The sequence below is a fragment of the Pseudomonas sp. 9_2_1 genome, assembly GCF_059295275.1.
The window spans coordinates 5,710,733-5,736,216 of the sequence record NZ_CM181239.1; the positions used below are offsets into that span (position 1 = coordinate 5,710,733).

General features: G+C 63.8%; 24 protein-coding genes. 18 read left to right on the plus strand and 6 right to left on the minus strand.

The window, feature by feature from the left end; translation table 11 throughout:
- Positions 1-12: 12 nt before the first annotated feature.
- From AC5O5I_RS25900 to AC5O5I_RS25910, 3 genes are read right to left on the minus strand one after another with little or no spacing between them, the layout of a single operon-like run.
- Positions 13-567: a chemotaxis protein CheW gene (locus tag AC5O5I_RS25900; RefSeq protein ID WP_172232112.1), complete on the minus strand. Its 555-nt coding sequence runs from the start codon at positions 565-567 to the stop codon at positions 13-15.
- A complete protein-coding gene (gene pilH, locus AC5O5I_RS25905) occupies positions 564-929 on the minus strand; it encodes a twitching motility response regulator PilH (protein ID WP_172232115.1) in 366 nt (121 codons plus the stop codon). The genes AC5O5I_RS25900 and pilH overlap by 4 nt, the downstream gene beginning before the upstream one ends.
- Before the next feature lie 48 nt (positions 930-977).
- Positions 978-1,379: a response regulator gene (locus AC5O5I_RS25910; RefSeq protein ID WP_172232118.1), complete on the minus strand. Its 402-nt coding sequence runs from the start codon at positions 1,377-1,379 to the stop codon at positions 978-980.
- Between the two features lie 242 nt (positions 1,380-1,621).
- Between AC5O5I_RS25910 and gshB the strand changes: the two genes are divergently transcribed.
- The 14 genes from gshB to AC5O5I_RS25980 all read left to right on the plus strand — a co-directional run bounded on the left by gshB (position 1,622) and on the right by AC5O5I_RS25980 (position 15,642).
- A complete protein-coding gene (gene gshB, locus AC5O5I_RS25915) occupies positions 1,622-2,575 on the plus strand; it encodes a glutathione synthase (protein ID WP_172232121.1) in 954 nt (317 codons plus the stop codon).
- 91 nt (positions 2,576-2,666) lie between these two features.
- Positions 2,667-3,572, plus strand: a complete 906-nt coding sequence (locus AC5O5I_RS25920) for an energy transducer TonB (protein ID WP_172287915.1) — start codon at positions 2,667-2,669, stop codon at positions 3,570-3,572.
- Between the two features lie 171 nt (positions 3,573-3,743).
- Positions 3,744-4,313 (plus strand): YqgE/AlgH family protein, encoded by a 570-nt coding sequence (locus AC5O5I_RS25925; RefSeq protein WP_172229793.1) that lies wholly within the window; start codon positions 3,744-3,746, stop codon positions 4,311-4,313.
- Complete coding sequence (gene ruvX / locus AC5O5I_RS25930) at positions 4,313-4,750, plus strand: Holliday junction resolvase RuvX (protein ID WP_172229796.1); 438 nt, start codon at positions 4,313-4,315, stop codon at positions 4,748-4,750. Before AC5O5I_RS25925 ends, ruvX begins: the two co-directional genes overlap by 1 nt.
- 50 nt (positions 4,751-4,800) lie before the next feature.
- Positions 4,801-5,319, plus strand: coding sequence for a bifunctional pyr operon transcriptional regulator/uracil phosphoribosyltransferase PyrR (gene pyrR, locus AC5O5I_RS25935; protein ID WP_172229799.1), 519 nt, complete (start codon positions 4,801-4,803; stop codon positions 5,317-5,319).
- Between the two features lie 12 nt (positions 5,320-5,331).
- A complete protein-coding gene (locus tag AC5O5I_RS25940) occupies positions 5,332-6,336 on the plus strand; it encodes an aspartate carbamoyltransferase catalytic subunit (RefSeq protein ID WP_008099987.1) in 1,005 nt (334 codons plus the stop codon).
- On the plus strand, positions 6,333-7,604 hold the full coding sequence (locus tag AC5O5I_RS25945) for a dihydroorotase (protein WP_172229802.1): 1,272 nt from the start codon (positions 6,333-6,335) through the stop codon (positions 7,602-7,604). The genes AC5O5I_RS25940 and AC5O5I_RS25945 overlap by 4 nt, the downstream gene beginning before the upstream one ends.
- Before the next feature lie 212 nt (positions 7,605-7,816).
- Positions 7,817-8,347: an ATP-dependent protease subunit HslV gene (gene hslV, locus AC5O5I_RS25950; protein WP_003249309.1), complete on the plus strand. Its 531-nt coding sequence runs from the start codon at positions 7,817-7,819 to the stop codon at positions 8,345-8,347.
- Between the two features lie 73 nt (positions 8,348-8,420).
- Entirely contained in the window at positions 8,421-9,764 is a 1,344-nt protein-coding gene (gene hslU, locus AC5O5I_RS25955) for an ATP-dependent protease ATPase subunit HslU (RefSeq protein WP_172229805.1), read from the plus strand.
- A 186-nt stretch (positions 9,765-9,950) separates the two neighbouring features.
- On the plus strand, positions 9,951-10,328 hold the full coding sequence (locus tag AC5O5I_RS25960; RefSeq protein ID WP_172229808.1) for a gamma-butyrobetaine hydroxylase family protein: 378 nt from the start codon (positions 9,951-9,953) through the stop codon (positions 10,326-10,328).
- Positions 10,329-10,597: 269 nt separating this feature from the next.
- Positions 10,598-12,277, plus strand: coding sequence for a class II poly(R)-hydroxyalkanoic acid synthase (gene phaC / locus AC5O5I_RS25965; protein WP_172220110.1), 1,680 nt, complete (start codon positions 10,598-10,600; stop codon positions 12,275-12,277).
- 62 nt (positions 12,278-12,339) lie between these two features.
- Positions 12,340-13,191 (plus strand): poly(3-hydroxyalkanoate) depolymerase, encoded by an 852-nt coding sequence (gene phaZ / locus AC5O5I_RS25970; RefSeq protein WP_172220113.1) that lies wholly within the window; start codon positions 12,340-12,342, stop codon positions 13,189-13,191.
- Between the two features lie 140 nt (positions 13,192-13,331).
- Positions 13,332-15,014 (plus strand): class II poly(R)-hydroxyalkanoic acid synthase, encoded by a 1,683-nt coding sequence (phaC, locus tag AC5O5I_RS25975; protein WP_172285452.1) that lies wholly within the window; start codon positions 13,332-13,334, stop codon positions 15,012-15,014.
- A 13-nt stretch (positions 15,015-15,027) separates the two neighbouring features.
- Positions 15,028-15,642 carry a TetR/AcrR family transcriptional regulator gene (locus AC5O5I_RS25980; RefSeq protein WP_172285451.1) on the plus strand — a complete coding sequence of 205 codons (615 nt, stop codon included), beginning with the start codon at positions 15,028-15,030 and terminating at the stop codon, positions 15,640-15,642.
- Between the two features lie 142 nt (positions 15,643-15,784).
- Here the strand turns inward: AC5O5I_RS25980 and AC5O5I_RS25985 are convergent, their stop codons facing one another.
- Both AC5O5I_RS25985 and AC5O5I_RS25990 read right to left on the minus strand, forming a co-directional pair.
- Positions 15,785-16,561: a phasin family protein gene (locus tag AC5O5I_RS25985; RefSeq protein WP_172220123.1), complete on the minus strand. Its 777-nt coding sequence runs from the start codon at positions 16,559-16,561 to the stop codon at positions 15,785-15,787.
- A 10-nt stretch (positions 16,562-16,571) separates the two neighbouring features.
- Positions 16,572-16,991 (minus strand): phasin family protein, encoded by a 420-nt coding sequence (locus tag AC5O5I_RS25990; RefSeq protein WP_172285450.1) that lies wholly within the window; start codon positions 16,989-16,991, stop codon positions 16,572-16,574.
- A 40-nt stretch (positions 16,992-17,031) separates the two neighbouring features.
- Here AC5O5I_RS25990 and AC5O5I_RS25995 point away from each other — a divergent pair, with 40 nt between their 5' ends.
- Positions 17,032-21,960: a dermonecrotic toxin domain-containing protein gene (locus tag AC5O5I_RS25995; RefSeq protein WP_494511778.1), complete on the plus strand. Its 4,929-nt coding sequence runs from the start codon at positions 17,032-17,034 to the stop codon at positions 21,958-21,960.
- A 48-nt stretch (positions 21,961-22,008) separates the two neighbouring features.
- Here AC5O5I_RS25995 and AC5O5I_RS26000 read toward each other — a convergent pair whose 3' ends face one another.
- Entirely contained in the window at positions 22,009-22,284 is a 276-nt protein-coding gene (locus AC5O5I_RS26000) for a polyhydroxyalkanoic acid system family protein (protein ID WP_033701930.1), read from the minus strand.
- A 124-nt stretch (positions 22,285-22,408) separates the two neighbouring features.
- Here AC5O5I_RS26000 and ubiE point away from each other — a divergent pair, with 124 nt between their 5' ends.
- Genes ubiE through ubiB form a run of 3 tightly spaced genes read left to right on the plus strand, consistent with a single transcriptional unit; the run spans position 22,409 to position 25,418 of the window.
- Complete coding sequence (gene ubiE, locus AC5O5I_RS26005; protein ID WP_172220132.1) at positions 22,409-23,179, plus strand: bifunctional demethylmenaquinone methyltransferase/2-methoxy-6-polyprenyl-1,4-benzoquinol methylase UbiE; 771 nt, start codon at positions 22,409-22,411, stop codon at positions 23,177-23,179.
- Positions 23,179-23,802: a ubiquinone biosynthesis accessory factor UbiJ gene (locus tag AC5O5I_RS26010; RefSeq protein ID WP_172220135.1), complete on the plus strand. Its 624-nt coding sequence runs from the start codon at positions 23,179-23,181 to the stop codon at positions 23,800-23,802. Before ubiE ends, AC5O5I_RS26010 begins: the two co-directional genes overlap by 1 nt.
- Positions 23,799-25,418 (plus strand): ubiquinone biosynthesis regulatory protein kinase UbiB, encoded by a 1,620-nt coding sequence (gene ubiB / locus AC5O5I_RS26015; protein ID WP_172220138.1) that lies wholly within the window; start codon positions 23,799-23,801, stop codon positions 25,416-25,418. The genes AC5O5I_RS26010 and ubiB overlap by 4 nt, the downstream gene beginning before the upstream one ends.
- Positions 25,419-25,484 lie beyond the last annotated feature (66 nt).

Consider the following 25,484-nt stretch of genomic DNA (forward strand, 5'->3'; position numbering starts at 1 on the left):
CGTTCGCAGGTCCTATAACGCCACATCGAGAAAACCCGGCGCCTGGGCCAGGGCGAAGGGGCTGAAGATCGCCCAGTTGCGTTCCCGGGGGAAATGCCCCTGCACGAAGCGTGCAGCAGCACGGATCAACGGCTGGGGTGGCGACAGTTGCAGGCTGTCCAGGGCGAAGTGCTGAAGGCCCAGCACCTCGTCTACCAGCAAGCCGACGAACAGGTCTTCGTGGTCCAGCACCAGCACCCGTCGCTGCTTGCCGGGAGCGACGTGGCCCAGGCCGAAAAAGCTGCTCAGGTCCATCACCGGCAACAGCCGGCCGCGCAGGTTGGCGACCCCGCACACCCACGGCTGCACGCCGGGGACGCGGCTGCTGCGTGGCTCGCGCAGCACCTCGGCCACTTCGCCCATGGGCGCGACGAACCACTGCCCGGCAATGCGAAAGCCGATACCACTCCACTGCTGCAGGCGGTTGTCCTGCGGCGGCTGGTCGGCAACCAGCAGGCGACAGCGGCGGTCGATGTCCAGCAGCAACTCGAACGCGGTCAGCGACGCGCCATGCGGGCGGGTGGTCAAGCCCCCAGCACTTCTTGGAGCTTGGCTATCAGGTCGTCTTCTTCCACCGGCTTGGTCACGAAACCGCGGGCGCCCTGACGCTTGGCCCAGATGCGATCGGTTTCCTGGTCCTTGGTGGTAACGACCAATACGGGAATGTTGCTGGTCTCCGGGTCCTTGCTTAGTTGCCGGGTCGCCTGGAAGCCGTTGAGCACGGGCATGACGATATCCATCAGCACCGCGTCCGGCTTCTCCTGGCGCGCCAGGGCCACACCATCGGCGCCGTTGCTGGCCTTTAGCACCTGATGACCGTGCTTTTCAAGCCATTCGGCCAGTTTGTACATCTCTGTCGGCGAGTCGTCGACAATCAGAACTCGGGCCATGCTGTTTCCCCATCAGGAAAGAAAAGACCGTGCCATGGCGGGGCGCGGTCAGGGTGCGGGTTGTTGAGGTGCGGCAAAACCGGGCACGTGAGCGCGAATCGCCTCGAGCAGCTCTTCCTTGCTGAACGGCTTGGTCAAAAACTGATCAGAGCCGACCACCCGGCCACGGGCCTTGTCGAACAGGCCGTCGCGGGACGACAGCAGGATCACCGGAGTGTCCTTGAAAACGCTGTTGTGCTTGATGACCGCGCAGGTCTGGTAACCGTCCAGGCGCGGCATCAACACATCGACGAAAATGATGCTTGGCCGGTGGTCGACGATCTTGGCCAGGGCATCGAAGCCATCGCTGGCGGTGATCACCTCGCAGCCCGCTTCACCGAGCAACATCTGCGCGGTGCGGCGGATCGTGCGTGAATCGTCGATCACCATCACCTTCAGGGGTTGTTCCATAGACGCCTACCAGTGGGAATTTAGCTGCAAGTGGCAAGCGGCAAGTTTCAGGAGAAGGCCAATCGGCGGGTGACTGCTGTTCTCTTGAGGCTTGTAGCCAAAGGCTTGCAGCTGCATTTTTAGCACACTCCGGGTGCCCGTTCCATCTGCGGCGCCCCTTGACCAGCGGCGTTCGCGGCGCCACCCTGAGCCACTTTTCTATCGAACCATCGCGGCCACCCGCCGCCAAGAGGAACCACCCCATGAGCGTTCGCCTCGGCATTGTCATGGACCCCATCGCGTCCATCTCCTACAAGAAGGACAGTTCGCTGGCCATGCTGCTGGCCGCCCAGGCGCGCGGCTGGAGCCTGTTCTACATGGAGCAGCGCGACCTGTACCAGGGCGAAGGCAAGGCCCGCGCGCGCATGCGCCCATTGAAAGTGTTCGCCGACCCGGCACGCTGGTTCGAGCTGGGCGAGGAGCAGGACAGCACCCTGGCCGAGCTGGATGTGATCCTGATGCGCAAGGACCCGCCCTTCGACATGGAGTTCGTCTACAGCACCTACCTGCTGGAGCAGGCCGAGAAAGACGGCGTACTGGTGGTCAACCGACCGCAAAGCCTGCGTGACTGCAACGAAAAGCTGTTTGCCACGCTGTTCCCGCAGTGCACCCCGCCTACCCTGGTCAGCCGTCGCCCGGACATCATCCGCGCGTTCGCCGAGCAGCATGGCGATGTGATCCTCAAACCACTGGACGGCATGGGCGGCACCTCGATCTTCCGCCACCGGGCGGGCGACCCCAACCTGTCGGTCATCCTCGAAACCCTGACCGCACTGGGTGCGCAGCAGATCATGGCCCAGGCCTACCTGCCGGCGATCAAGGACGGCGACAAACGTATCCTGATGATCGACGGCGAGCCGGTCGACTACTGCCTGGCGCGCATCCCGGCCAGTGGCGAAACCCGTGGCAACCTGGCTGCCGGTGGCCGTGGCGAAGCGCGCCCGCTCAGCGAGCGTGACCGCTGGATCGCCGCCCAGGTGGGCCCCACCCTGCGTGAAAAGGGCCTGCTGTTCGTGGGCCTGGATGTGATCGGCGACTACCTCACCGAGATCAACGTCACCAGCCCGACCTGCATTCGCGAAATCGACAACGCGTTCAACACCGACATTGGCGGCAAGTTGATGGACGCCATTGATCGACAGCTGCAGGCGCGCTGACCGGCAACGCGCGGCGCACTCCCAGAGTGGGGTATGATGCGGGTCCTGATGACCTGACCCGCAGCCCCGCCCTGCGGTTGCTGGATACCCGATGACGCTGCCCGCTGACATCCCTGCCGACCTGCTGCCGCCCCGAGTTCGCCCGGTGGACCGGCTTGGCTTTACCCTGTTCCTGGCTGCACTGGTGCACCTGGCGCTGATCCTTGGTGTCGGTTTCACCGTGGTCAAGCCGGCAGAAATCCGCCACACCATGGACATCACCCTGGCCACCTTCAAGAGCGAAAAACCGCCCGAGAAGGCCGATTTCCAGGCGCAGGACAACCAGCAGGGCAGCGGTACCCTGGACAAGAAGGCAGTGCCCAAGACCACCGAGCTGGCGCCGTTCCAGGACAGCAAGATCAACAAGATCACCCCGCCGCCTGCGGCCAGGCCCGAGGTAGTACCGCCGCCTGCGCCGCAAAAATCGGCGGTGGTGACCACGGCACCCAAGCCGCACAAGGTCGAGCCCAAGCCCAAGGAAAGCAAGGCACAGCCCAAGCCGGCCGCGCCAGCGCCAGACTTCGACAGTTCGCAGCTGTCCAGCCAGATCGCCAGCCTGGAAGCAGAGCTGTCGAACGAGCAGCAGCTTTACGCCAAACGCCCCCGCATCCACCGCCTGAATGCGGCGTCGACCATGCGCGACAAGGGTGCCTGGTACAAGGAAGAGTGGCGCAAGAAGGTTGAGCGGGTGGGCAACCTGAACTACCCCGACGAAGCTCGCCGGCAGCAGATCTACGGCAACTTGCGCATGATGGTGTCGATCAACCGCGATGGCTCGCTGTACGAGGTGCTGGTGCTGGAGTCGTCCGGCCAGGCGGTACTGGACCAGGCGGCGCAGCGCATCGTTAGGCTCGCGGCGCCGTTTGCACCGTTTACCGGCGACCTGGCCGAATTCGACCGGCTGGAAATCATCCGCACCTGGCGGTTTGCCCGTGGCGACCGTTTGTCCAGTAACTGATCCAAGGCCTGCACATCCCCCTGTGGGAGCGGCTTTAGCCGCGAATGCGCCAGATCAGGCAATGATGTCGCCTGGTCGGACGCCTTCGCGGCTAAAGCCGCTCCCACAGTGATCGCGCAAGCCTCGTTGCGCACCTTGTCAGCCTCGTAACTGGGCGCCACACTATCCCCCATGAAAACCCTCACGCCGAGCTACCTCAAGCATCAGTTCCTGATCGCCATGCCGCACATGGCCGACCCGAACTTCGCCCAGACCCTCACGTACATCGTCGAGCACAACGCCAATGGCGCCATGGGCCTGGTGGTCAATCGGCCGCAGGAACTGAGCCTGGCGGACATCCTCGAGCAGCTGCGCCCGGACGAAGCGCCCCCGGCCAGCACCTTGCAGGTGCCGATCTACCAGGGCGGCCCGGTACAGACCGACCGTGGCTTCGTGCTGCACAGCGACGAGTGCAGTTTCCAGGCCACCGTGGCACTGGAAGGGCTGTCGCTGAGCACATCGCAAGACATATTGCTGGCCATCGCCGCCGGGGTAGGCCCGAAACAGAGCCTGATCACCCTCGGCTATGCGGGTTGGGAAGCGGGCCAACTGGAGGCCGAGCTGGCCGACAACGCCTGGCTGAACTGCCCGTTCGACCCTGAAATCATCTTCGGCGTAGCCAGCGACCTGCGCCTGGAGGCTGCGGCCGCCAGCCTGGGCATCAACCTGCACCTGCTGACCAGCCAGGCGGGCCACGCCTGATGGCCCAGCTACCTCAAGAGCTGCGCCTGCTGCTGGGTTTTGACTACGGCAGCAAGCAGATCGGCGTGGCCGTGGGCCAGGTAATCACCGGCCAGGCGCGCGAGCTGTGCACCCTGAAGGCACAGAACGGGGTACCGGACTGGGCCCAGGTGGAAAAGCTGATTACCGAATGGAAGCCCGACGCCATTGTCGTCGGCCTGCCGCTGAACATGGACGGCACGCCCAGCGAAATGAGCGCCCGCGCCGAAAAGTTCGCCCGCCGCCTGAATGGCCGTTTCAACCTCCCCGTGCACACCCACGATGAACGCCTGACCACCTTCGAGGCCAAGGGCGAGCGCATGGCCCGTGGCGGCCAGCGCGGCAGCTACCGCGACAACCCGGTCGATGCCATCGCCGCCGCCTTGTTGCTGCAAGGCTGGCTGGAGGCCAATACCTGATCATCTTTGCCGCCGGGCCCCACCCGGCGCACCCCTCCGAGGAGCCCGCAATGAGCCTACCCAATCCCGCCGACCTGGTTCGGCAGATGGCTGTCGACCTTCGTGCCCACCTGGCCCGCCGCAATATCAGCGAGCCGCGCTACATCGGCATCCGCACCGGCGGCGTCTGGGTCGCCCAGGCCCTGCAGGAAGCCATGGGCGACACCAGTGCCATGGGTACCCTGGACGTTTCGTTCTACCGCGACGACTTCAGCCAGAACGGCCTGCACCCACAGGTGCGCCCTTCCGAGCTGCCGTTCGAGGTCGAAGGCCAGCACCTGGTGCTGGTGGATGACGTGCTGATGAGCGGCCGCACCGTTCGCGCCGCGCTCAACGAACTGTTCGATTATGGCCGCCCGGCCAGCGTCACCCTGGTCTGCCTGCTGGACCTGGATGCCGGCGAACTGCCAATTCGCCCGAATGTGCTCGGTGCCACCCTGTCGCTGGCTGCCCATGAACGGGTAAAATTGACCGGACCCGCACCGCTCGCCCTCGAGCGCCAGGACCTCGCCTCCGCTTCCGCCCTTTAAGAGTCCCCCGCGATGACGCCAATCGACGCCAAGCGCCCGCTGCAGCTCAATGATCAGGGCCAGCTGCGCCACTTCCTCTCGCTTGACGGTTTGCCCCGCGAACTGCTCACCGAGATCCTCGACACTGCCGATTCCTTCCTGGAAGTTGGCGCCCGGGCCGTGAAGAAAGTCCCGCTGCTGCGCGGCAAGACCGTGTGCAACGTGTTCTTCGAGAACTCCACCCGTACCCGTACCACCTTCGAACTGGCGGCCCAGCGCCTGTCGGCCGACGTGATCAGCCTGAACGTGTCGACTTCCTCGACCAGCAAGGGCGAAACGCTGTTCGACACCCTGCGCAACCTCGAAGCCATGGCCGCCGACATGTTCGTCGTGCGCCACTCGGATTCCGGCGCTGCGCACTTCATCGCCGAGCACGTATGCCCGGACGTGGCCGTGATCAACGGCGGGGACGGCCGTCATGCGCACCCGACCCAGGGCATGCTCGACATGCTCACCATCCGCCGCCACAAGGGCAGCTTCGAGAACCTCTCGGTAGCCATCGTCGGCGACATCCTGCACTCGCGCGTGGCCCGTTCCGACATGCTGGCGCTGAAGGCGCTGGGCTGCCCGGACATCCGCGTGATCGGCCCGAAAACCCTGATCCCGATCGGGATCGAGCAGTACGGCGTGAAGGTTTACACCGACCTTGCCGAAGGCCTGAAGGACGTCGACGTGGTGATCATGCTGCGCCTGCAGCGTGAACGCATGGCCGGTGGCCTGCTGCCCAGCGAAGGCGAGTTCTACCGCCTGTTCGGCCTGACCACCGCACGCCTGGCCGGGGCCAAGCCCGATGCCATCGTCATGCACCCGGGGCCGATCAACCGCGGGGTGGAAATCGAATCGGCGGTGGCCGACGGCAAGCACTCGGTGATCCTCAACCAGGTCACCTACGGCATCGCCGTGCGCATGGCCGTGTTGTCCATGGCCATGAGCGGGCAGAACGCGCAACGTCAATTCGACCAGGAGAACGCCCAGTGACAATCAGTATTCTCGGCGCCCGGGTCATCGACCCCAACAGCGGCCTGGACCAGGTTACCGACCTGCACCTGGACGGCGGCCGCATTGCCGCCATCGGCGCCGCCCCGGCCGGGTTCAGCGCCAACCGTACGATTCAGGCCGATGGCCTGGTCGCCGCGCCCGGGCTGGTCGACCTTGGTGTATCCCTGCGCGAGCCGGGCTACAGCCGCAAAGGCACTATCGCCAGTGAAACCCGCGCAGCGGTGGCCGGCGGCGTTACCAGCCTGTGCTGCCCACCGCAGACCAAGCCGGTGCTGGACACCTCGGCTGTGGCCGAGCTGATTCTCGACCGCGCCCGCGAGGCAGCCAACAGCAAGGTCTACCCGATCGGCGCGCTGACCAAAGGCCTGGAAGGCGAGCAGCTGGCCGAGCTGGTAGCCCTGCGCGACACCGGCTGCGTTGCGTTTGGCAACGGCCTGAAACAAATCCCCAACAACCGTACCCTGGCCCGCGCCCTGGAATACGCCGCCACCTTCGACCTGACCGTGGTGTTCCACTCCCAGGACCGCGACCTGGCCCAGGGCGGCCTGGCCCATGAAGGCGCCATGGCCAGCTTCCTCGGCCTGCCGGGCATCCCGGAAACCGCCGAAACCGTGGCCCTGGCCCGCAACCTGTTGCTGGTGGAGCAGTCCGGTGTGCGCGCGCACTTCAGCCAGATCACCAGCGCCCGTGGCGCACGGCTGATCGCGCAGGCCCAGCAACTCGGCCTGCCGGTGACCGCCGACGTGGCGTTGTACCAGCTGATCCTCACCGATGAATCGCTGCGCGAGTTCTCCAGCCTGTACCACGTGCAGCCGCCGCTGCGCACCGCCGCCGACCGCGATGGCCTGCGCGAGGCAGTGAAGGCGGGGGTGATCCAGGCAATCTCCAGCCATCACCAGCCGCACGAGCGCGATGCCAAGCTGGCCCCGTTCGGCGCCACCGAGCCTGGCATCAGCAGCGTCGAGTTGCTGCTGCCGCTGGCCATGACCCTTGTTCAGGATGGCCTGCTCGACCTGCCAACCCTGCTGGCACGCCTGAGCAGCGGCCCGGCGGCGGCCCTGCGCCTGCCGGCCGGCGAGCTGAAAGTGGGTGGCACAGCCGACCTGGTGCTGTTCGACCCGCAAGCCTCGACCGTTGCCGGCGAGCAGTGGTTCTCGCGTGGCGAGAATTGCCCGTTCATCGGCCACTGCCTGCCGGGGGCCGTGCGTTATACCTTGGTCGACGGGCACGTCTGCCACGAGGCCTGAGTAACCCTCACTGGCCTCATCGCTGGCAAGCCAGCTCCCACAGGAAATCACTGCCCTCAAGGTCTGTGGTATTCCTGTGGGAGCTGGCTTGCCGGCGATGAGGCCGGCGCAGCAGAACACTGACCATTCATCCCTCACGGTTGAAATCCTTCCCCCCACCCCCATATGAGTCTGCATCAGGCACTTTCGCCCCGCTGCGTGGAGACTCTCCCTTGACCACCATCGTTTCTGTCCGCCGTAACGGCAAAGTCGTCATGGGCGGCGACGGCCAGGTATCCCTCGGCAACACCGTGATGAAAGGCAACGCCAAGAAAGTGCGCCGCCTGTACCACGGTCAGGTCATTGCAGGCTTCGCCGGCGCTACCGCCGATGCCTTCACCCTGTTCGAGCGCTTTGAAGGGCAGCTCGAGAAACATCAGGGCCATCTGGTTCGCGCTGCCGTCGAACTGGCCAAGGAATGGCGTACCGACCGTTCCCTGAGCCGTCTGGAAGCCATGCTGGCCGTGGCCAACAAGGACGCTTCGCTGATCATCACCGGCAACGGCGACGTGGTCGAACCCGAAGACGGCCTGATCGCCATGGGTTCCGGCGGCGCATACGCCCAGGCCGCAGCCCGCGCGCTGCTGAACAAGACCGACCTCTCGGCCCGAGAAATCGCCGAGACCGCTCTGAACATCGCGGGTGATATCTGCGTGTTCACCAACCACAACCTGACCATCGAGGAGCAGGACCTGGCCGACTGATTCAGCTGTTCTGGCGTCCCGCTGCAAGCGGGACTTTTCCACGCTGATCATCCGCCCAAGGACCATTTTCATCATGTCCATGACCCCCCGCGAAATCGTCCACGAACTCAACCGCCACATCATCGGCCAGGACGACGCCAAGCGCGCCGTGGCCATTGCCCTGCGCAACCGCTGGCGGCGCATGCAGCTGCCTGCCGAGCTGCGTGCCGAAGTGACCCCGAAGAACATCCTGATGATCGGCCCGACCGGCGTCGGCAAGACCGAAATCGCCCGTCGTCTGGCCAAACTGGCCAATGCGCCGTTCCTCAAGGTCGAAGCCACCAAGTTCACCGAAGTGGGCTATGTGGGCCGCGACGTCGAATCGATCATCCGCGACCTGGCTGACGCCGCGCTGAAGATGCTGCGTGAGCAAGAGATCATCCGCGTGCGCCACCGCGCCGAGGACGCTGCCGAAGACCGTATCCTCGACGCCCTGCTGCCACAGGCGCGGGTCACCAGCTTCAGCGAGGAAGCCGCGCAGACCAGCAGCGATTCCAACACCCGCCAGCTGTTCCGCAAGCGCCTGCGCGAAGGCCAGCTGGACGACAAGGAAATCGAAATCGAAGTGGCCGATGCCGTGGGTGTGGAAATCGCCGCACCGCCCGGCATGGAAGAAATGACCAACCAGCTGCAAAGCCTGTTCGCCAACATGGGCAAGGGCAAGCGCAAGGCGCGCAAGCTGAAGGTGAAAGAAGCGCTGAAGCTGGTTCGCGAGGAAGAAGCGAGCCGCCTGGTCAACGAGGAAGAACTCAAGGCCAAGGCCCTGGAAGCGGTCGAGCAGCACGGTATCGTGTTCATCGACGAAATCGACAAGGTTGCCAAGCGTGGCAACGTTGGCGGCGCCGACGTGTCCCGCGAAGGTGTGCAGCGCGACCTGCTGCCGCTGATCGAAGGCTGCACCGTCAACACCAAGCTGGGCATGGTCAAGACCGACCATATCCTGTTCATTGCCTCGGGCGCGTTCCACCTGAGCAAGCCGAGCGACCTGGTGCCCGAGCTGCAAGGCCGGCTGCCAATCCGGGTCGAGCTGAAGGCACTGACCCCGGAAGACTTCGAGCGCATCCTGCAAGAGCCGCACGCGTCGCTGACCGAGCAGTATCAGGCACTGCTGAAAACCGAAGGCCTGAACATCGAGTTCATTGCCGACGGTATCAAGCGCCTGGCCGAGATTGCCTATCAGGTCAACGAAAAAACCGAAAACATTGGCGCCCGCCGCCTGCACACCCTGCTCGAGCGCCTGCTCGAAGAGGTGTCGTTCAGCGCAGGTGACCTGGCCAGCACCCATGACGAAGCACCGATCCAGATCGACGCGGCGTACGTGAACAGCCACCTCGGTGAGCTGGCGCAGAACGAAGACCTGTCGCGTTACATCCTGTAAGACCGCAGGGGGCCGCTGTGCGGCCCTTTCGCCGGCAAGCCAGCTCCCACAGGATCACCGCAACCCTGAAGACTGTGGAGTACCTGTGGGAGCTGGCTTGCCGCCGATGGGCTGCAAAGCAGCCCCTTGCACAATCCCCCGAATCTCCCGAAGCTGTGCACCATCAGCTCCCGAGAGATTCCCGTCATGGCCCGCCTGCCCACCGCCATCAACCTGCACAAAGCCTCGAAAACCCTTAGCCTCACCTACGCCCCCGGCGAGGTCTACACCCTGCCCGCCGAATTCCTACGCGTGCACTCCCCCTCCGCCGAAGTCCAGGGCCACGGCAACCCCATCCTGCAATTCGGCAAGATCAACGTCGGCCTTGTCGGCCTGGAACCTGCCGGCCAATATGCACTGAAACTGACCTTCGACGACGGCCACGACAGCGGCCTGTTCACCTGGGAATACCTCGAACAGCTGTGCCTGCGCCAGGCACAGCTGTGGGCCGAGTACCTCGACGAACTGCACAAGGCCGGAAAGTCCCGCGACCCGGCCGAAGCCGTGGTCAAACTCATGCTCTAGCGCAAGGCCTGCAAGGTTTAGAGCGCATTTTCTAAATTCATCTGTTTGAATGCCCTACAGACAGCCCAGTGACGGGCTGTCTTGCGCATTACATGAAAGTCGGGTAACCAATGGGTGTGGCAAGTTCCCTGCATCACCTTGCAGGCAGTCAGAACCCCCGCAGCACCGCTGTTCCTTATCACTGGTCACCCGAGTAGCAGTACCGGGCTCAGGACTGTGCTTCCGGCACAGGCATCCGGTACTCGTCTCAGGACAACGGAGCGTCGTAGATGAGTAACAAGAACAACGATGAGCTGCAGCGGCAGGCCTCGGAAAACACCCTGGGGCTGAACCCGGTCATCGGCATTCGCCGCAAGGACCTGTTGAGCTCGGCACGTACCGTGCTGCGCCAGGCCGTGCGCCAACCGCTGCACAGCGCCAAGCATGTGGCCCACTTCGGCCTGGAGCTGAAAAACGTACTGCTGGGCAAGTCCAGCCTGGCCCCGGAAAGCGACGACCGTCGCTTCAACGACCCGGCCTGGAGCAACAACCCGCTGTACCGCCGCTACCTGCAAACCTACCTGGCCTGGCGCAACGAACTGCAGGACTGGGTCGCCAGCAGCGACCTGTCACCCCAGGACATCAGCCGCGGCCAGTTCGTCATCAACCTGATGACCGAAGCCATGGCCCCGACCAATACCCTGTCCAACCCGGCAGCGGTCAAACGCTTCTTCGAAACGGGTGGCAAAAGCCTGCTCGATGGCCTGTCGAATCTGGCCAAGGACATGGTCAACAACGGCGGCATGCCCAGCCAGGTAAACATGGACGCCTTCGAGGTGGGCAAGAACCTGGGCACCAGCGAAGGTGCCGTGGTGTACCGCAACGACGTGCTGGAGCTGATCCAGTACAGCCCCATCACCGAGCAGGTGCATGCCCGTCCGCTGCTGGTGGTGCCACCGCAGATCAACAAGTTCTACGTGTTCGATCTCAGCCCGGAAAAAAGCCTGGCCCGCTACTGCCTGCGCTCGCAGCAGCAGACGTTCATCATCAGCTGGCGCAACCCGACCAAGGCCCAGCGCGAATGGGGCCTGTCCACCTACATCGACGCGCTCAAGGAGGCTGTCGACGCGGTGCTGGCCATTACCGGCAGCAAGGACCTGAACATGCTCGGTGCATGCTCTGGCGGCATCACCTGCACCGCGCTGGTAGGCCACTACGCCGCAATCGGCGAGAATAAGGTCAACGCCCTGACCTTGCTGGTAAGCGTGCTGGATACCACCATGGATAACCAGGTGGCGCTGTTCGTCGACGAGCAGACCCTGGAAGCCGCCAAGCGCCATTCATACCAGGCCGGCGTGCTCGAAGGCAGCGAGATGGCCAAGGTGTTCGCCTGGATGCGCCCCAACGACCTGATCTGGAACTACTGGGTCAACAACTACCTGCTCGGCAACGAGCCGCCAGTGTTCGACATCCTGTTCTGGAACAACGACACCACGCGCCTGCCGGCCGCCTTCCACGGCGACCTCATCGAAATGTTCAAAAGCAACCCGCTGACGCGCCCGGATGCACTGGAAGTGTGCGGCACCCCGATCGACCTGAAGAACGTGCACTGCGACATTTTCAGCGTTGCCGGCACCTCCGACCACATCACCCCGTGGCAGTCGTGCTACCGCTCGGCGCACCTGTTTGGCGGCAAGATCGAGTTCGTGCTGTCCAACAGCGGCCATATCCAGAGCATCCTCAACCCGCCGGGCAACCCCAAGGCACGCTTCATGACGGGTGCCGACCGCCCGGGCGACCCGGTGGCCTGGCAGGAAAACGCCACCAAGCACGCCGACTCATGGTGGCTGCACTGGCAAAGCTGGCTGGGCGAACGTGCCGGCGAGCTGAAAAAGGCACCTACCCGCCTGGGCAACCGCGCCTATGCCGCTGGCGAAGCCGCACCGGGCACCTACGTTCACGAGCGTTGAGTTGCAGCGCCGTGGCGCCCTGCTGGGCGCCACGGTGTTAACTTCACCCAAGAGTCACGCGCATGCCGCAACCCTATATCTTCAGGACCGTCGAGCTGGACAACCAGTCCATTCGCACCGCCGTCCGGCCAGGCAAGCCACACCTGACACCGTTGCTGATCTTCAACGGCATCGGAGCCAACCTGGAGCTGGTGTTTCCGTTCATCGAAGCACTGGACCCGGACCTGGAAGTCATCGCCTTCGACGTACCCGGGGTCGGCGGGTCGTCCACGCCACGCCACCCGTATCGCTTCCCCGGGCTGGCCAAGCTGACGGCACGCATGCTCGACTACCTCGACTACGGGCAGGTAAATGCCATCGGCGTGTCCTGGGGCGGCGCCCTGGCCCAGCAGTTCGCCCACGACTACCCCGAGCGCTGCAAGAAGCTGGTGCTGGCCGCCACCGCCGCCGGTGCGGTGATGGTGCCGGGCAAGCCGAAAGTGTTGTGGATGATGGCCAGCCCACGGCGCTACGTGCAGCCGTCGCACGTCATCCGCATCGCACCGATGATCTATGGCGGCGGCTTTCGGCGTGACCCCGAGCTGGCCATGCACCATGCGGCCAAGGTGCGCTCCGGCGGCAAGCTGGGCTATTACTGGCAACTGTTCGCCGGGCTTGGCTGGACCAGCATCCACTGGCTGCACAAGATCCAGCAGCCGACCCTGGTGCTGGCCGGCGACGACGACCCGCTGATCCCGCTGGTCAACATGCGCCTGCTGGCCTGGCGGATTCCCAATGCCCAGCTACACATTATCGACGACGGCCATCTGTTTCTGATCACCCGGGCCGAGGCCGTCGCCCCGATCATCATGAAGTTCCTGCAGCAAGAACGACAGCGCGCGGTCATGCACCCACGCCCGGCCTCGGGTTTGTGAGGGCGACGCAAAACCTGTGGGAGCGGGTTTACCCGCGAAAAGCCAACTCGGTGTATGGCACCGGCTTTGCCGGTGTTCGCGGGTAAACCCGCTCCCATAGTGCCAGCGGCTGAAAATGGCTTAGACGAGGGAATGTTGCCATGAAAGAAAAACCGGCCAAAGGATCGACATCGCTCCCCGCCACCCACATGAACGTGCAGAACGCCATCCTCGGCCTGCGCGGCCGCGACCTGCTGTCCACCCTGCGCAATGTCGGCCGCCATGGCCTGCGCCACCCGCTGCATACCGCGCAGCATCTGCTGGCCCTCGGCGGGCAACTGGGGCGGGTAGTGCTGGGCGACACGCCGTACCAGCCAAACCCCCGTGACGCGCGCTTCAGCGACCCCACATGGAGCAGCAACCCGTTCTACCGCCGCAGTCTGCAGGCGTACCTGGCGTGGCAGAAGCAAACCCGCCAGTGGATCGAGGAAAGCCACCTGAGCGACGACGACCGGGCCCGCACGCACTTTCTGTTCAACCTGCTCAACGATGCCCTGGCCCCCAGCAACTCGCTGCTCAACCCGCTGGCCGTCAAGGAGCTATTCAATACCGGCGGCCAGAGCCTGGTGCGTGGCGTGGCGCACCTGCTTGAAGACCTGCGCCATAACGACGGCCTGCCGCGCCAGGTAGACGAGCGCGCCTTCGAGGTAGGCGGCAACCTGGCGGCAACCCCCGGCGCGGTGGTGTTTCGCAATGAGCTGCTGGAGTTGATCCAGTACAAGCCGATGAGCGAAAAGCAGCACGCACGCCCACTGCTGGTGGTGCCGCCGCAAATCAACAAGTTCTACATCTTCGACCTCAGCGCGAGCAACAGCTTCGTCCAGTACATGCTCAAGAGTGGCCTGCAGGTGTTCATGGTCAGCTGGCGCAACCCTGACCCCCGCCATCGCGAATGGGGGCTGTCGAGCTACGTACAGGCCCTGGAGGAAGCACTCAACGCCTGCCGCAGCATCAGTGGCAACCGCGACCCCAACCTGATGGGTGCCTGTGCTGGCGGCCTGACCATGGCCGCGCTGCAAGGTCACCTGCAGGCCAAGCAGCAGCTGCGTCGGGTACGCAGCGCCACCTACCTTGTCAGCCTGCTGGACAGCAAGTTCGAGAGCCCCGCCAGCCTGTTTGCCGACGAACAGACGATCGAGGCAGCCAAGCGCCGCTCGTACCAGCGTGGCGTGCTGGACGGTGGCGAGGTGGCGCGGATTTTCGCCTGGATGCGGCCCAACGACCTGATCTGGAACTATTGGGTCAACAACTACCTGCTCGGCAAGACACCACCGGCCTTCGACATCCTTTACTGGAACGCCGACAGCACGCGCCTGCCCGCCGCGCTGCATGGCGACCTGCTGGACTTCTTCAAGCTCAACCCCCTCACCTACCCGGCCGGCCTCGAAGTGTGCGGCACGCCCATCGACTTGTCGCAGGTCGACCTCGACAGCTTCACCGTTGCCGGCAGCAATGACCACATCACCCCATGGGACGCGGTGTACCGCTCGTCCCTGCTGCTGGGTGGCGAGCGCCGCTTCATCCTGGCCAACAGCGGGCATATCCAGAGCATCATCAACCCGCCCGGCAATCCCAAAGCCTACTACCTGGCCAACCCCAGGCTTTCCAGCGACCCGCGTGCGTGGTTCCACGACGCCAAGCGTAGCGAAGGCAGCTGGTGGCCATTGTGGCTGGAATGGATCACCCCACGCTCGGGCCCGCTGAAGGCACCCCGCACCGAACTGGGCAACAGCACCTACCCACCGCTGGGCCCCGCGCCAGGCACCTATGTCCTGACCCGATGAGCATGTTCACTGGATGAAGACCCGCGACCGTATCCTCGAATGCGCCCTGCAGCTGTTCAACCAGCAGGGCGAGCCGAACGTATCCACCCTGGAAATTGCCAACGAACTGGGCATCAGCCCAGGCAACCTGTATTACCACTTCCACGGCAAGGAACCCCTGGTGCTAGGGCTGTTCGAGCGCTTTGAAGAGGCGTTGATGCCCTTGCTCGATCCACCGTTGGAGGTTCGCCTGGAGGCTGAGGACTACTGGCTGTTCCTGCACTTGATCGTGGAGCGCATGGCCCAGTACCGGTTTCTGTTCCAGGACCTGTCCAACCTGACTGGCCGCCTGCCGAAACTGGCCCGCGGCATGCGCAGCCTGATCAACGCACTCAAGCGCACGCTTGCGGCATTGCTGGCCAGCCTCAAGGGCCAGGGCCAGGTGGTCAGCGAGACGCAGGCGTTGGGGCAGTTGGTGGAGCAGACCACCATGACCCTGATGTTTTCGCTGGATTACCAGCGGGTGCTGGGGCGCGAAGGGGATGTGGGAATTGTGGTGTATCAGGTGATGATGCTGGTGGCGCCGCATCTGCAACCGCAGGCACGGGCGGCGGCGGAGCAGTTGGCAGTGAAGTATCTGGAGGAGTAGACCTGTCCGGGATGTATTGCCCTTGCCGACGCATTCGCGGGTGAATCGGATCGCCGCACCGCCGCTCCCACAGGCATAGCGTGGTCCTGTGGGAGCGGCGGTGCGGCGATCCGATTCACCCGCGAATAAGGCGAACGCGGTATCAGATCAGGGTACCGGTGCCGGTAGGTGCCGACGGCGTGCTGCTGGCGGGGGCCGCGGCAGGTGCCGGGGCGGCGGTCGCAGCTGGCGCAGCGCTGGCTGCTGGGGCTGCTGGCTTGGCGGCTGCCGGTTTGGCCGGCGCTTTCTTCACAGCTGGTTTCTTCGCTGCCGCTGGCTTGGCCGCTGCAGGCTTGGCTGCCGGCTTCGCAGCAGCGGTTTTGGCTGCTGGTTTTGCCGCTGCAGTTTTAGCCGCAGGTTTTGCCGCGGCAGTTTTTGCCGCTGGCTTGTCAGCTGCCGCCTTGGCCAATGGCTTGGCCGCTGCCTTGCGTGCCGCCGGCTTGGCCGCAGCCGCGCGCGACGAAACGGGCGTAACCGAAGCGCCGGTCAGTTTCTCGATCTGTTTGGTCAGGCTATCCACCTGCTGGTGCAGGGCCTTGATCTCGTTGCGGCTTGGCACACCGAGGCGCGAGATGGCGCTGTTCAGGCGCTTGTCAAAGGCCTCTTCGAGCTCACTCCACTTGCCCAGCGCACGATCTTTCACGCCCGACACACGCGAAGTGGTCGATGATTTGGCGCTGTCGGCTACCTCTTCAGCGGTTTTCTTCGCTTGCTTCTCGGCCTTCTCGCCATCCTTCACCAGCGAGTCGAACAGCTTGGGGCCGTCCTGGTCGACTTTCGAGTAGATACCCAGCCCCGCCAGCCAGATCTTGCGGGAATACTTCTCGATCCCGCCGACCCAGGAGCTGCCTTCTTTGTCGGAATTCTTCTTGCCAGCCATCCTGCTCTCCTTATGGTTTTTGCGCGACACGCTCAAGCAGCTCGTGCAGCTGTTCAAGCTTGATCGACAACGCTTCAACGTCATGTTTAGACGGAATGCCAAGGCGATTCAAGGCGCGACCGACCCGCGCGTCGAAAGCTTTTTCGATTTTATCCAGTTGAACTTCGACCTTGCCGCGTACGCGGCTCACCTCATGGGTGGCTTCGTCGATCTGGTGGTTGGCCGCATCGAGCTCTTTGTCGATGAGTTTCTTGCCACGTTTTTCTACGCCTTCACCGGCTTTCACCAGCTCCTGGAAGTAGTCCGAACCTTCCTGGCCCACCCGCGCGTAAGCGCCGATGCCAGCCAGCCAGATCTTGCGCGCGTAGCCGCGCACCTCGCCCAAGGTGCTCTGGGCGTCGTCCTTTTTCTTCACATTCACTTTGGCCATGCTCTGTACCTCATGCTCATGAGTGGAGGAGAAACCGCCCATGGAGGTTGGGCTTGAGCATAAGGTAAGGCGGGAAATTAGAATCTTCACCCTAAGCATTGCAGCCACTGATCTATCTACCGCCGCGCTGACAAGCATGCGCTCTACCGTCGCCAGCCAAACGACCGGAGCACACTGCATGTCCCACAACCCAGCGGAACCCAGGCCATCGTTCAAACGCCTGGTTGCTTCCCATTTCGCCAAACGACCAGGCCTGCGCGCTGTGGCCGCCAAAGAAGGCTTCGCCGCCCTGACCGGGCGCTATCCCTGGATACGCCAGGGTTACCCACAGCTCGATTCTCTGCAGCCCTTTTACATTCTTCGCGCAGCGTCTGCCCCATGCCCCCTGGTCGACGCACTACTGGCGTGTTTTCTAGGCGCCAGCCCCACAGTGCTGGTGCCTTCCGACCAGGTAAGCCTGGCGCCACCCACAGTTTTTCGCGCTCAGGAACAGGGGGCCGACCCGGCGACCCGGCCTGAAATCAGCTTGAGCATGACCCATCTCGACGGGGACTTCACCGACCTGCTCGGCAGGCTGATCGAGCGTTACCAACAAGCGCTGATCAGTTTCTGGACTGGGCCCAGCGATGCATCAGGGATAACGCCCCTGGAATGGTTGCAGCAGATGCTCAAGGCCGCGTTGCTCGACAATGTTCATCGTCAGGGCCTGAGTGGGGCAGACAGCTCCACCTTGTATTCGCTGATTGCCAGCAGCGGTGAAAGGCCTGCTGTGCAGGCACTGCAGGTAACATTGCAGCGCGATGGCATCACCCGTCACCAGTCACTTCCCGACCTGCTCATCATCACCGCCCCCGGGCAGCGCGTGCTCTGGTGCAGACCATCGGGCATTGTCCACAGCTACGTCAGCCTGTCGGCATTCGCCACCGCGTTACGCGATGCGCTCGCTGGCCAACAGGTGTTCCAAAGCATGTCCTGGGCATATCAGCCTGTAGAAGGTGACCCTTTCAGCTTTCAGGCCACGCAATTGCTCAACGACACGCTCATGCGCATAGGCCAGGTGCAGGTGGCCAGCCATGACAGCGTCAGTACGCTGGAGAGCACCTTCGACAGGGTCAGCGACCCTTCGAGCTATTTCCTTGACCACGCCTACCTGGCGCCCGACCTTCCAGTAGTCGAACTGCCTGGCTGGCTGGCCCAGGCCAGTAGCACCGAGCGCCTGGACTATTACGCGGCGCTGTTGGAGCTCTCGGCCTGCCAGGCGTTGTCCCAGGGCAAATCGGCGCTGGATGATGTGCAGGACATCCATCGCTATGCAGTCGACAGGCTGCTGCAGAAAATGCCACAGAGGGCCGACGGCAAGCCCCGTTATCACCCAGATCGGGTGATGGTCACATTGTCCGTGGCGATGCAGTACTCCAGCACCGGCCTGGCCCGGCTCGAAATCAGCCGGCATGTGTCGCTCACCGAGCTGATGGTCTCGCGCCTGGACAGCGGCATAGGGGAGTCGGCCACGGGCCTCAGCGACCTGGCTGGCAACGCCCTGGCCGACAAAGACCTGGATCTGGACACTATCGCCCGGTGGATCGGTGAGCTCGACATCGGCGGCAACTACCCCGCGTACCTGGACCACGTTCTGGCCGAGGAACAGGCGACCCTGCAGCGGATACACCAGTATGCCCGCGAATGGCGCAGCGGCCTGATGTTCAGTGCTCTCAAAGCCAGGATTGGCGGCAAACTGGACAGCCGCACCCACCAGACCATCAACGATTTCTGCCACGGCGACAGCGACGATCAGCGCCAACTGACCCTGGCCCCGCTCGCCTTTGCCTTCGCCCCCGGGGCCGCAAAGGACGAGGTGGCCTGCATGTTCCTGATCAAGCTGCACGCAACCGGAAACTGGATGCTATATCGCCCGCTCTACCCCGAAGACCCTGTACGGGTGTTCCCGAGCATTGCGCAGCTGATGGATTGCATTCGTACCGAGCCAGCGCTGGGCCAGAGCATGCTCGACTGGATGAGCGCAGCCGCCAGGGCCAGGTATGCCAACGGTGGCTTCAGCAAACCCCACATTCATCCTGAACTTGAATCACTGGCCTATACCTTCAGCCCCTCCACTGCCGTGGTAACGACCATCCTGAAGAAACTCGAGCAGCCCGCCAGCGCCGCGTTCAGGCCATGGCCAACCAGGCTCGATATCCACATGTTCGAAGCGCGGCTCAATGCCATGCGGCAGCTGGCCTCGCGCCAAAGCGTGTCCAATAGCCAGGAACGCTGGGCAATGCTTGTGCATTTTGCCGCCGTGCTGTTCAACACCGCTTTGACCCTATTGCGTGGACCCGCCGCCACCCTTGCGTGGCTCGTCACCAGCCTGATGGCACTGAAAAACGATATTGACGCGCTATCAAATGGCACCGTTGAACAACGAGCGATGGCCACCGCAGATCTGATCAGTAACGTGGCTATGCTGCTGATCCACACCATAGCGACACCCCGCACGCCTGAACCCCAACTGCCAGAACTCCGGCTGAACGACCCATCGCCTGAGCACAGCGGCGTGGTGCAGGTCCCAGCAGAAAAGCCTCGACCACGAGAGTGGCAGCCCGTGACCGAGCAGGTGCCCACAGCCCTGACGGTGAGGCGCTGGCACGCCAACCAGCGCCTGGGAAACCTGCCACCTGCCTTGTTGCGCACCTTGGGCAGCCTGCGTGCGCGGCACTCACTGGCAAGCGCCATCCTGGAAACCCAGGGACGGCTGCGCGGGCTGTTCAAGCTGCAGGGGCGCCATTACGTGAAGCTGCAGGACGATGCCTATGAAGTACAGGAAGAATGGAACGGCATGCGCATCATCGGCCCAGACCAGAGCCAAGGCCCCTGGAGCAGTGAATGGGGAGGCGAGCGGGACGGTTACTACATCGTCGGGCGCGAGCGCCGCAAAGGCCCATGGCTGACCCGCTGGAACGAAGAGTGGGTCATTGACCTGCACCTGCCCGGTGGCATGCCCAAAAGCGCGCGGCAGCTGGCGGCTGAAAATGATGCAGCGTTCCAGGCCGCGATCGTCGAACAGGTCGCCGACAGCAACAGCCTGGCCCGGCTTGCGGAACAGGCAGTGCGCAAACGCCTGGCGCTCGATCCGTTTGACCGCCAACTGCTGTTGTTCGAAAGCACTTACCAGTCACAACTCGGCCTGTTACGTACCGACCCCGGCAACCTGCCCGAAGACATGCAACAAAGCTATGACGCTCTTGGCACCTTGCGCTCGGAGATTCTCCTGGACCTGCAGCTGAGCGCGCGCTGTCATGAAGAGTCGGCACGGCTGATGACCCGCATGCTCCAACGCTGCGAAGCGCTCGCTGAGCCTCGGTTTGCCAAGCTTGCGCTGGTGAAGGAACAGTTCGATGCGCAGACTGGCCGTGTAGTGAAACAATCTGCACCCTGGCAGGCAGACAACCAGCGTACCCGGGGTGACCTGGCCTACAAGCTCATCAAGAACGACACTATTTTGTTCCTGAGGCTGCGCCAGCTGGCAGACCATCGCGAAATCGAGCGACAGAATGCCCTGCTTCCTTCAGGTCCTCTGGACGCGCAACAGCTGCAGCAATACACCGCAGTGCGCGGCCGCTATCGCGATGTTCTCGCTATCGACCGACGTATCCTCGAGGCCAGCCTGCGCCTTGACCGCAATACCCTGGCCACCCTCAACGATGCGAAAATCCAGTTTGCGGACAAGGAAAACCAGATTCGAAAGTTGATCGAGATGCGCCCCTGTTCCTCGGTCCTGTTGCGCAGGCAGGTCATCGGCGACCTGTACCAGTTGACGTTCGACCGTGCATTGTCGACCGACGTCGATGGCGACGCGTTGCGCTTGATGCACGCCGAGCTGTTCAACGACGACTTTCGGACAGCAGCGATCAGCCATGAACTGTTGGCAGGTAGCGACCTTTCGCTTGCCGACCAGGCTGAAATCCTCAACTACGCCCTGCGCCAGTACGAGCGCGCGACAGGCATTGCCAGGTATCTGCAACTGTGGGAAGACCCGGCGCTGGACATGCCGATGCTGGACGCCTATATCGCTGAAGTCGGCGCCCTCAAGCAGGTCGCAGAAAGCAATCTGAGTACAGTATTGAGCGACAGCCAGCTACCCGATCCGCCTGCGCCGCGGCAGGTGGCTCACCGCATACGCCCGGGGCGCCGCAAGTTGATAAGGACGTCAAGAGGCAGGGCAGTACTGGGCGATGAGGTCGAGGGGTCCAGCCAAATGGCTCAGCATGATCCAGACAGCGGCCAGGTGTTGCAGGTGTACGAGCAACGGGAAGGGCTTTATGACGACACCCCTGCCCCCCAGGCCGGGCCTCGCAACTACCGGGCAATGCGTGAGCGTGCTACATCCTTGATGGGGGGAACGACACGTCTTGAGATTACCGCTCGCCAGTATGTAAGCAGCGATGAACCGAACGGTCTGGCAGACCTCATGGACGGTTTCATCGACAATCTGGACGAGCTGGCGTCCGGGCTCGGCACCAGCCACCAGGACCAAGCGATGACTGCTCGTCTAGGCGAGACCAGCGCCGCGCTGCGCACACTCAAAAACGAACTGCTGACAGTAACCTACCTGAATACTCGCCACCCCGGGAGCGATGCACTGAACTACCTGCACCGGGCAGGCAAGATCATCATCCAGCCAGGCCGGGTGAGAAAACGCCTGCGGGCCGGTGACTTCCTGGATGTCTACACGATCCGCAGGGCAGATCTGCCAGAGGAAACCCTGTGGGAGGCACATTTCCACTATGCCCGTGCAGACGCGGGCTCGCACGATTTCAGCAAAGGCCACCTGAAATTCCCCGAGCCCCTCGGGCTGAGCCGCAGCGCCCGCCTGGAAGCGGCAAGCAGTGCCACCGAGCGAGCCAACGTGTACCGGGGTGACCTCAAACTGGCACAGGTCGAGGGCGTGATACCGTTTCCTGCCTCCTGAAGCCCGATTGGCAGCGCTGCCTGCTCGGCCATCGGCAGGCAGCCCGACTCAGGCCAGGGCCTTGTCCAGCGCGCGCTCGATCTCACCCTTGATGGTGCCGCTCATCATCGACAGCATCATGCCAAGCTTCAGTTCCACGCGAATGCTGTCATCGCCAATGTGCACGCTGCCGTTGGCGCCGCTGCGCGCCACATCGACGCGATCACCGTTCCAGGTGGCCTTCAGGTCGTATTCGCGGCTGAGTTTGTCGACCAGCGCTTCGGCCTTGGCACGGGCGGCCTCGCGGCCGAGTGAGTGTTTGCGTTCGACGCTGATCTGGGTCATGCGGGCATTCCTGAAGATGTAGACATAATTGGCATTATGCCCGCCCCTGCCCACTGGCACACCCCGCCAAGACAAATCTGCCTGTTCGCCCTAGAATGGCGGTAATTTTTTCCGGTGAAGCGATATGAACGACCAGCGCAAAGGCGAACACGCCGAACCCACCACCCATTTCGGCTACCAGGACGTCCCTGAAAGCCAGAAGGCGAAAAAAGTCGCCGAAGTATTCCACTCGGTGGCCGCCAAGTACGACCTTATGAACGATGTGCTGTCCGGCGGCATGCACCGCCTGTGGAAGCGCTTTACCATCGAGCTGTCGGGTGTGCGCAGCGGCAACCGCGTGCTCGACATCGCCGGTGGGACCGGCGACCTGGCCGCCAAGTTCTCGCGCCTTGTCGGCCCTACCGGGCAAGTGGTGCTGGCCGACATCAACGAGTCGATGCTAAAGGTTGGCCGTGACCGCCTGCTCGACCGTGGCGTGGCCGGCAACATCGAGTTCGTCCAGGCCGACGCCGAGAAGCTGCCGTTCCCGGACAACCACTTCGACTGCGTGACCATCGCCTTCGGCCTGCGCAACGTCACCCACAAGGACCAGGCCATCCGCTCGATGCTGCGCGTGCTCAAGCCCGGTGGCCGGCTGTTGATCCTGGAATTCTCCAAGCCGACCAGCAAGCTGATGTCCAAGGCCTACGATGCCTACTCGTTCGCCTTCATGCCGCTGGCCGGCAAGCTGATCACCAACGACTCCGAAAGCTACCGTTACCTGGCCGAATCGATCCGCATGCACCCTGACCAGGAAACGCTGAAGAGCATGATGGTCGAGGCCGGCTTCGACCGCGTCACCTACCACAACATGACCAGCGGCATCGTAGCCGTGCACCGGGGGATCAAACCCTGATGCTGCTGGCCGGGCTGCTCGCCAGCGTCGAACATGGCCTGAACCGGGTCTTGCGCATGGACAGCACGGCCCTGCCGCGGCTGGCTGCGCTGGAAGGCAAGGTCATAGAGATCGACTGCCGCCAACCGGCCCTGCAGGTGTTCATCCTGCCCGATGAAGAGGGCCTGATGCTCGCCGCCCACTGGCAAGGCGAGGTTGATTGCAGCCTGCGCGCCCCGGCCGGCAGCCTGGCGCAACTGGCCCTGGCCAGCGACAAGACCGCTGTGCTGCACAGCCCGCAGGTCGAACTGCACGGCGACAGCGCCGTATTGCTCGACCTGTTCGGCGTGCTGCAAGACCTGGAACTGGACTGGGAGCACGAACTGCAGCGCTGGCTCGGCCCGGTGGCCACGGCGCTGCTGGCCGGCCATGTCCGCCTGCGCGCACGCTGGACCCGTCAGGGCCTGGCGCGCTTCAGCCGCAACCTGTCCGACTACCTGGCCGAAGAGTCCCGCACCCTGGTCGGCAAGCGCGAAGCCGAAGCCGCCTTCAGCGAACTCGACACCCTGAAGCTTGATACCGAACGCCTCGAGGCGCGCCTGCAGCGCCTTTCCCGATCCCTTGATACCAGCGATAACGCATGAAGCTGCTCGCCGTCCGCCGTCTTTTTCGCATCCAGCGTGTGGTGATCCGCTACCGTCTCGATGACCTGCTGTTCGATCTGCCGCTGCCTTGGTGGCTGATGAGTCTGCGCCTGCTGATGCCATGGCGCTGGCTGCCTCGCAAACCGTCCGAGCTCAATCGCGGCGCACGCCTGCGCCTGGCGCTGCAGGACCTGGGGCCGATCTTCATCAAGTTCGGCCAGTTGCTGTCTACCCGGCGCGACCTGCTGCCCAACGACATCGCCGACGAGTTGATGCTGCTGCAGGACCGCGTACCGCCGTTCGACCCCAAGCAGGCCGTGGCGCTGATCGAGGCACAACTGGGCGCCCCGGTGGCGCAGCTGTTCAGCCGCTTCGACGTGGAGCCGCTGGCCTCGGCCTCGGTGGCCCAGGTGCATGCCGCACGCCTGAAAACCGGCGAAGAGGTGGTGGTAAAGGTGGTGCGCCCAGGCCTGAAGCCGGTAATCGCCCAGGACCTCGCCTGGCTGTTCCTGATCGCCAAGGCCGCCGAACGCGCCTCGGCCGACGCCCGCCGTCTGCACCCGGTGGAAATCGTCGGCGACTACGAAAAGACCATCTACGACGAGCTCGACCTGCTGCGCGAGGCGGCCAACGCCAGCCAGCTGCGGCGCAACTTCGAAGGCTCCGAGCTGATGTACGTGCCCCAGGTGTACTGGGACCTGTGCCGGCCCAAGGTGCTGGTCATGGAGCGCATCTACGGCGTACCGGTGACCGACATGGCGACCCTGGCCGACCAGCGCACCGACATGAAGCTGCTGGCCGAACGCGGCGTGGAGGTGTTCTTCACCCAGGTGTTCCGCGACAGTTTCTTCCATGCCGACATGCACCCCGGCAACATCTTCGTCAGCACGGTCAAACCCTGGAGCCCGCAGTACATCGCCATCGACTGCGGCATCGTCGGCAGCCTCACCTCGGAAGACCAGGACTACCTGGCGCGCAACCTGATTGCCTTCTTCAAGCGTGACTATCGCCGCGTTGCCCAGCTGCACATCGACTCGGGCTGGGTACCGGCGCACACCAAGGTCAACGAGTTCGAGGCAGCGATCCGCACTGTCTGCGAGCCGATCTTCGAAAAACCGTTAAAGGATATTTCCTTCGGCCAGGTGCTGATGCGCCTGTTCCAGACCGCGCGGCGCTTCAATATGGAAGTGCAGCCGCAGCTGGTGCTGCTGCAGAAGACCCTGCTCAACATCGAAGGCCTGGGCCGCCAGCTGTACCCCGACCTGGACCTGTGGAGTACCGCCAAGCCATTTCTCGAGCGCTGGATGCGCGAGCGCATGAGCCCCAAGGCCGTGCTGGGCAATGTCTATAGCCAGGCCGAACAGCTGCCGCATCTGGCGGGCATGGCCCGCGACCTGCTTGAGCGCCTGTCGCAACCGCACCTGCAAGACCCGCAGATGCCGGAACGGCGCCGCCAGGGCGACCGCCGGGCGCTGCGCCTGCTCGGGGCCGGCCTGCTGGGCGGGGGTGCGGTACTGGCTGCCGGCGCCGCCGAAGCCGCCAGCCTGGCCGCCCCGGCTGCCTGGCCGGCCTGGCTGATGCTGGCTGCGGGCCTTTACCTGATTGTGCGCCAATAGCCAGCCGCGCCTGCGGCTGGCACACTAGCGCAAAGGGCCCGGCACAGGAGCGGGCCCGTTTTGGAG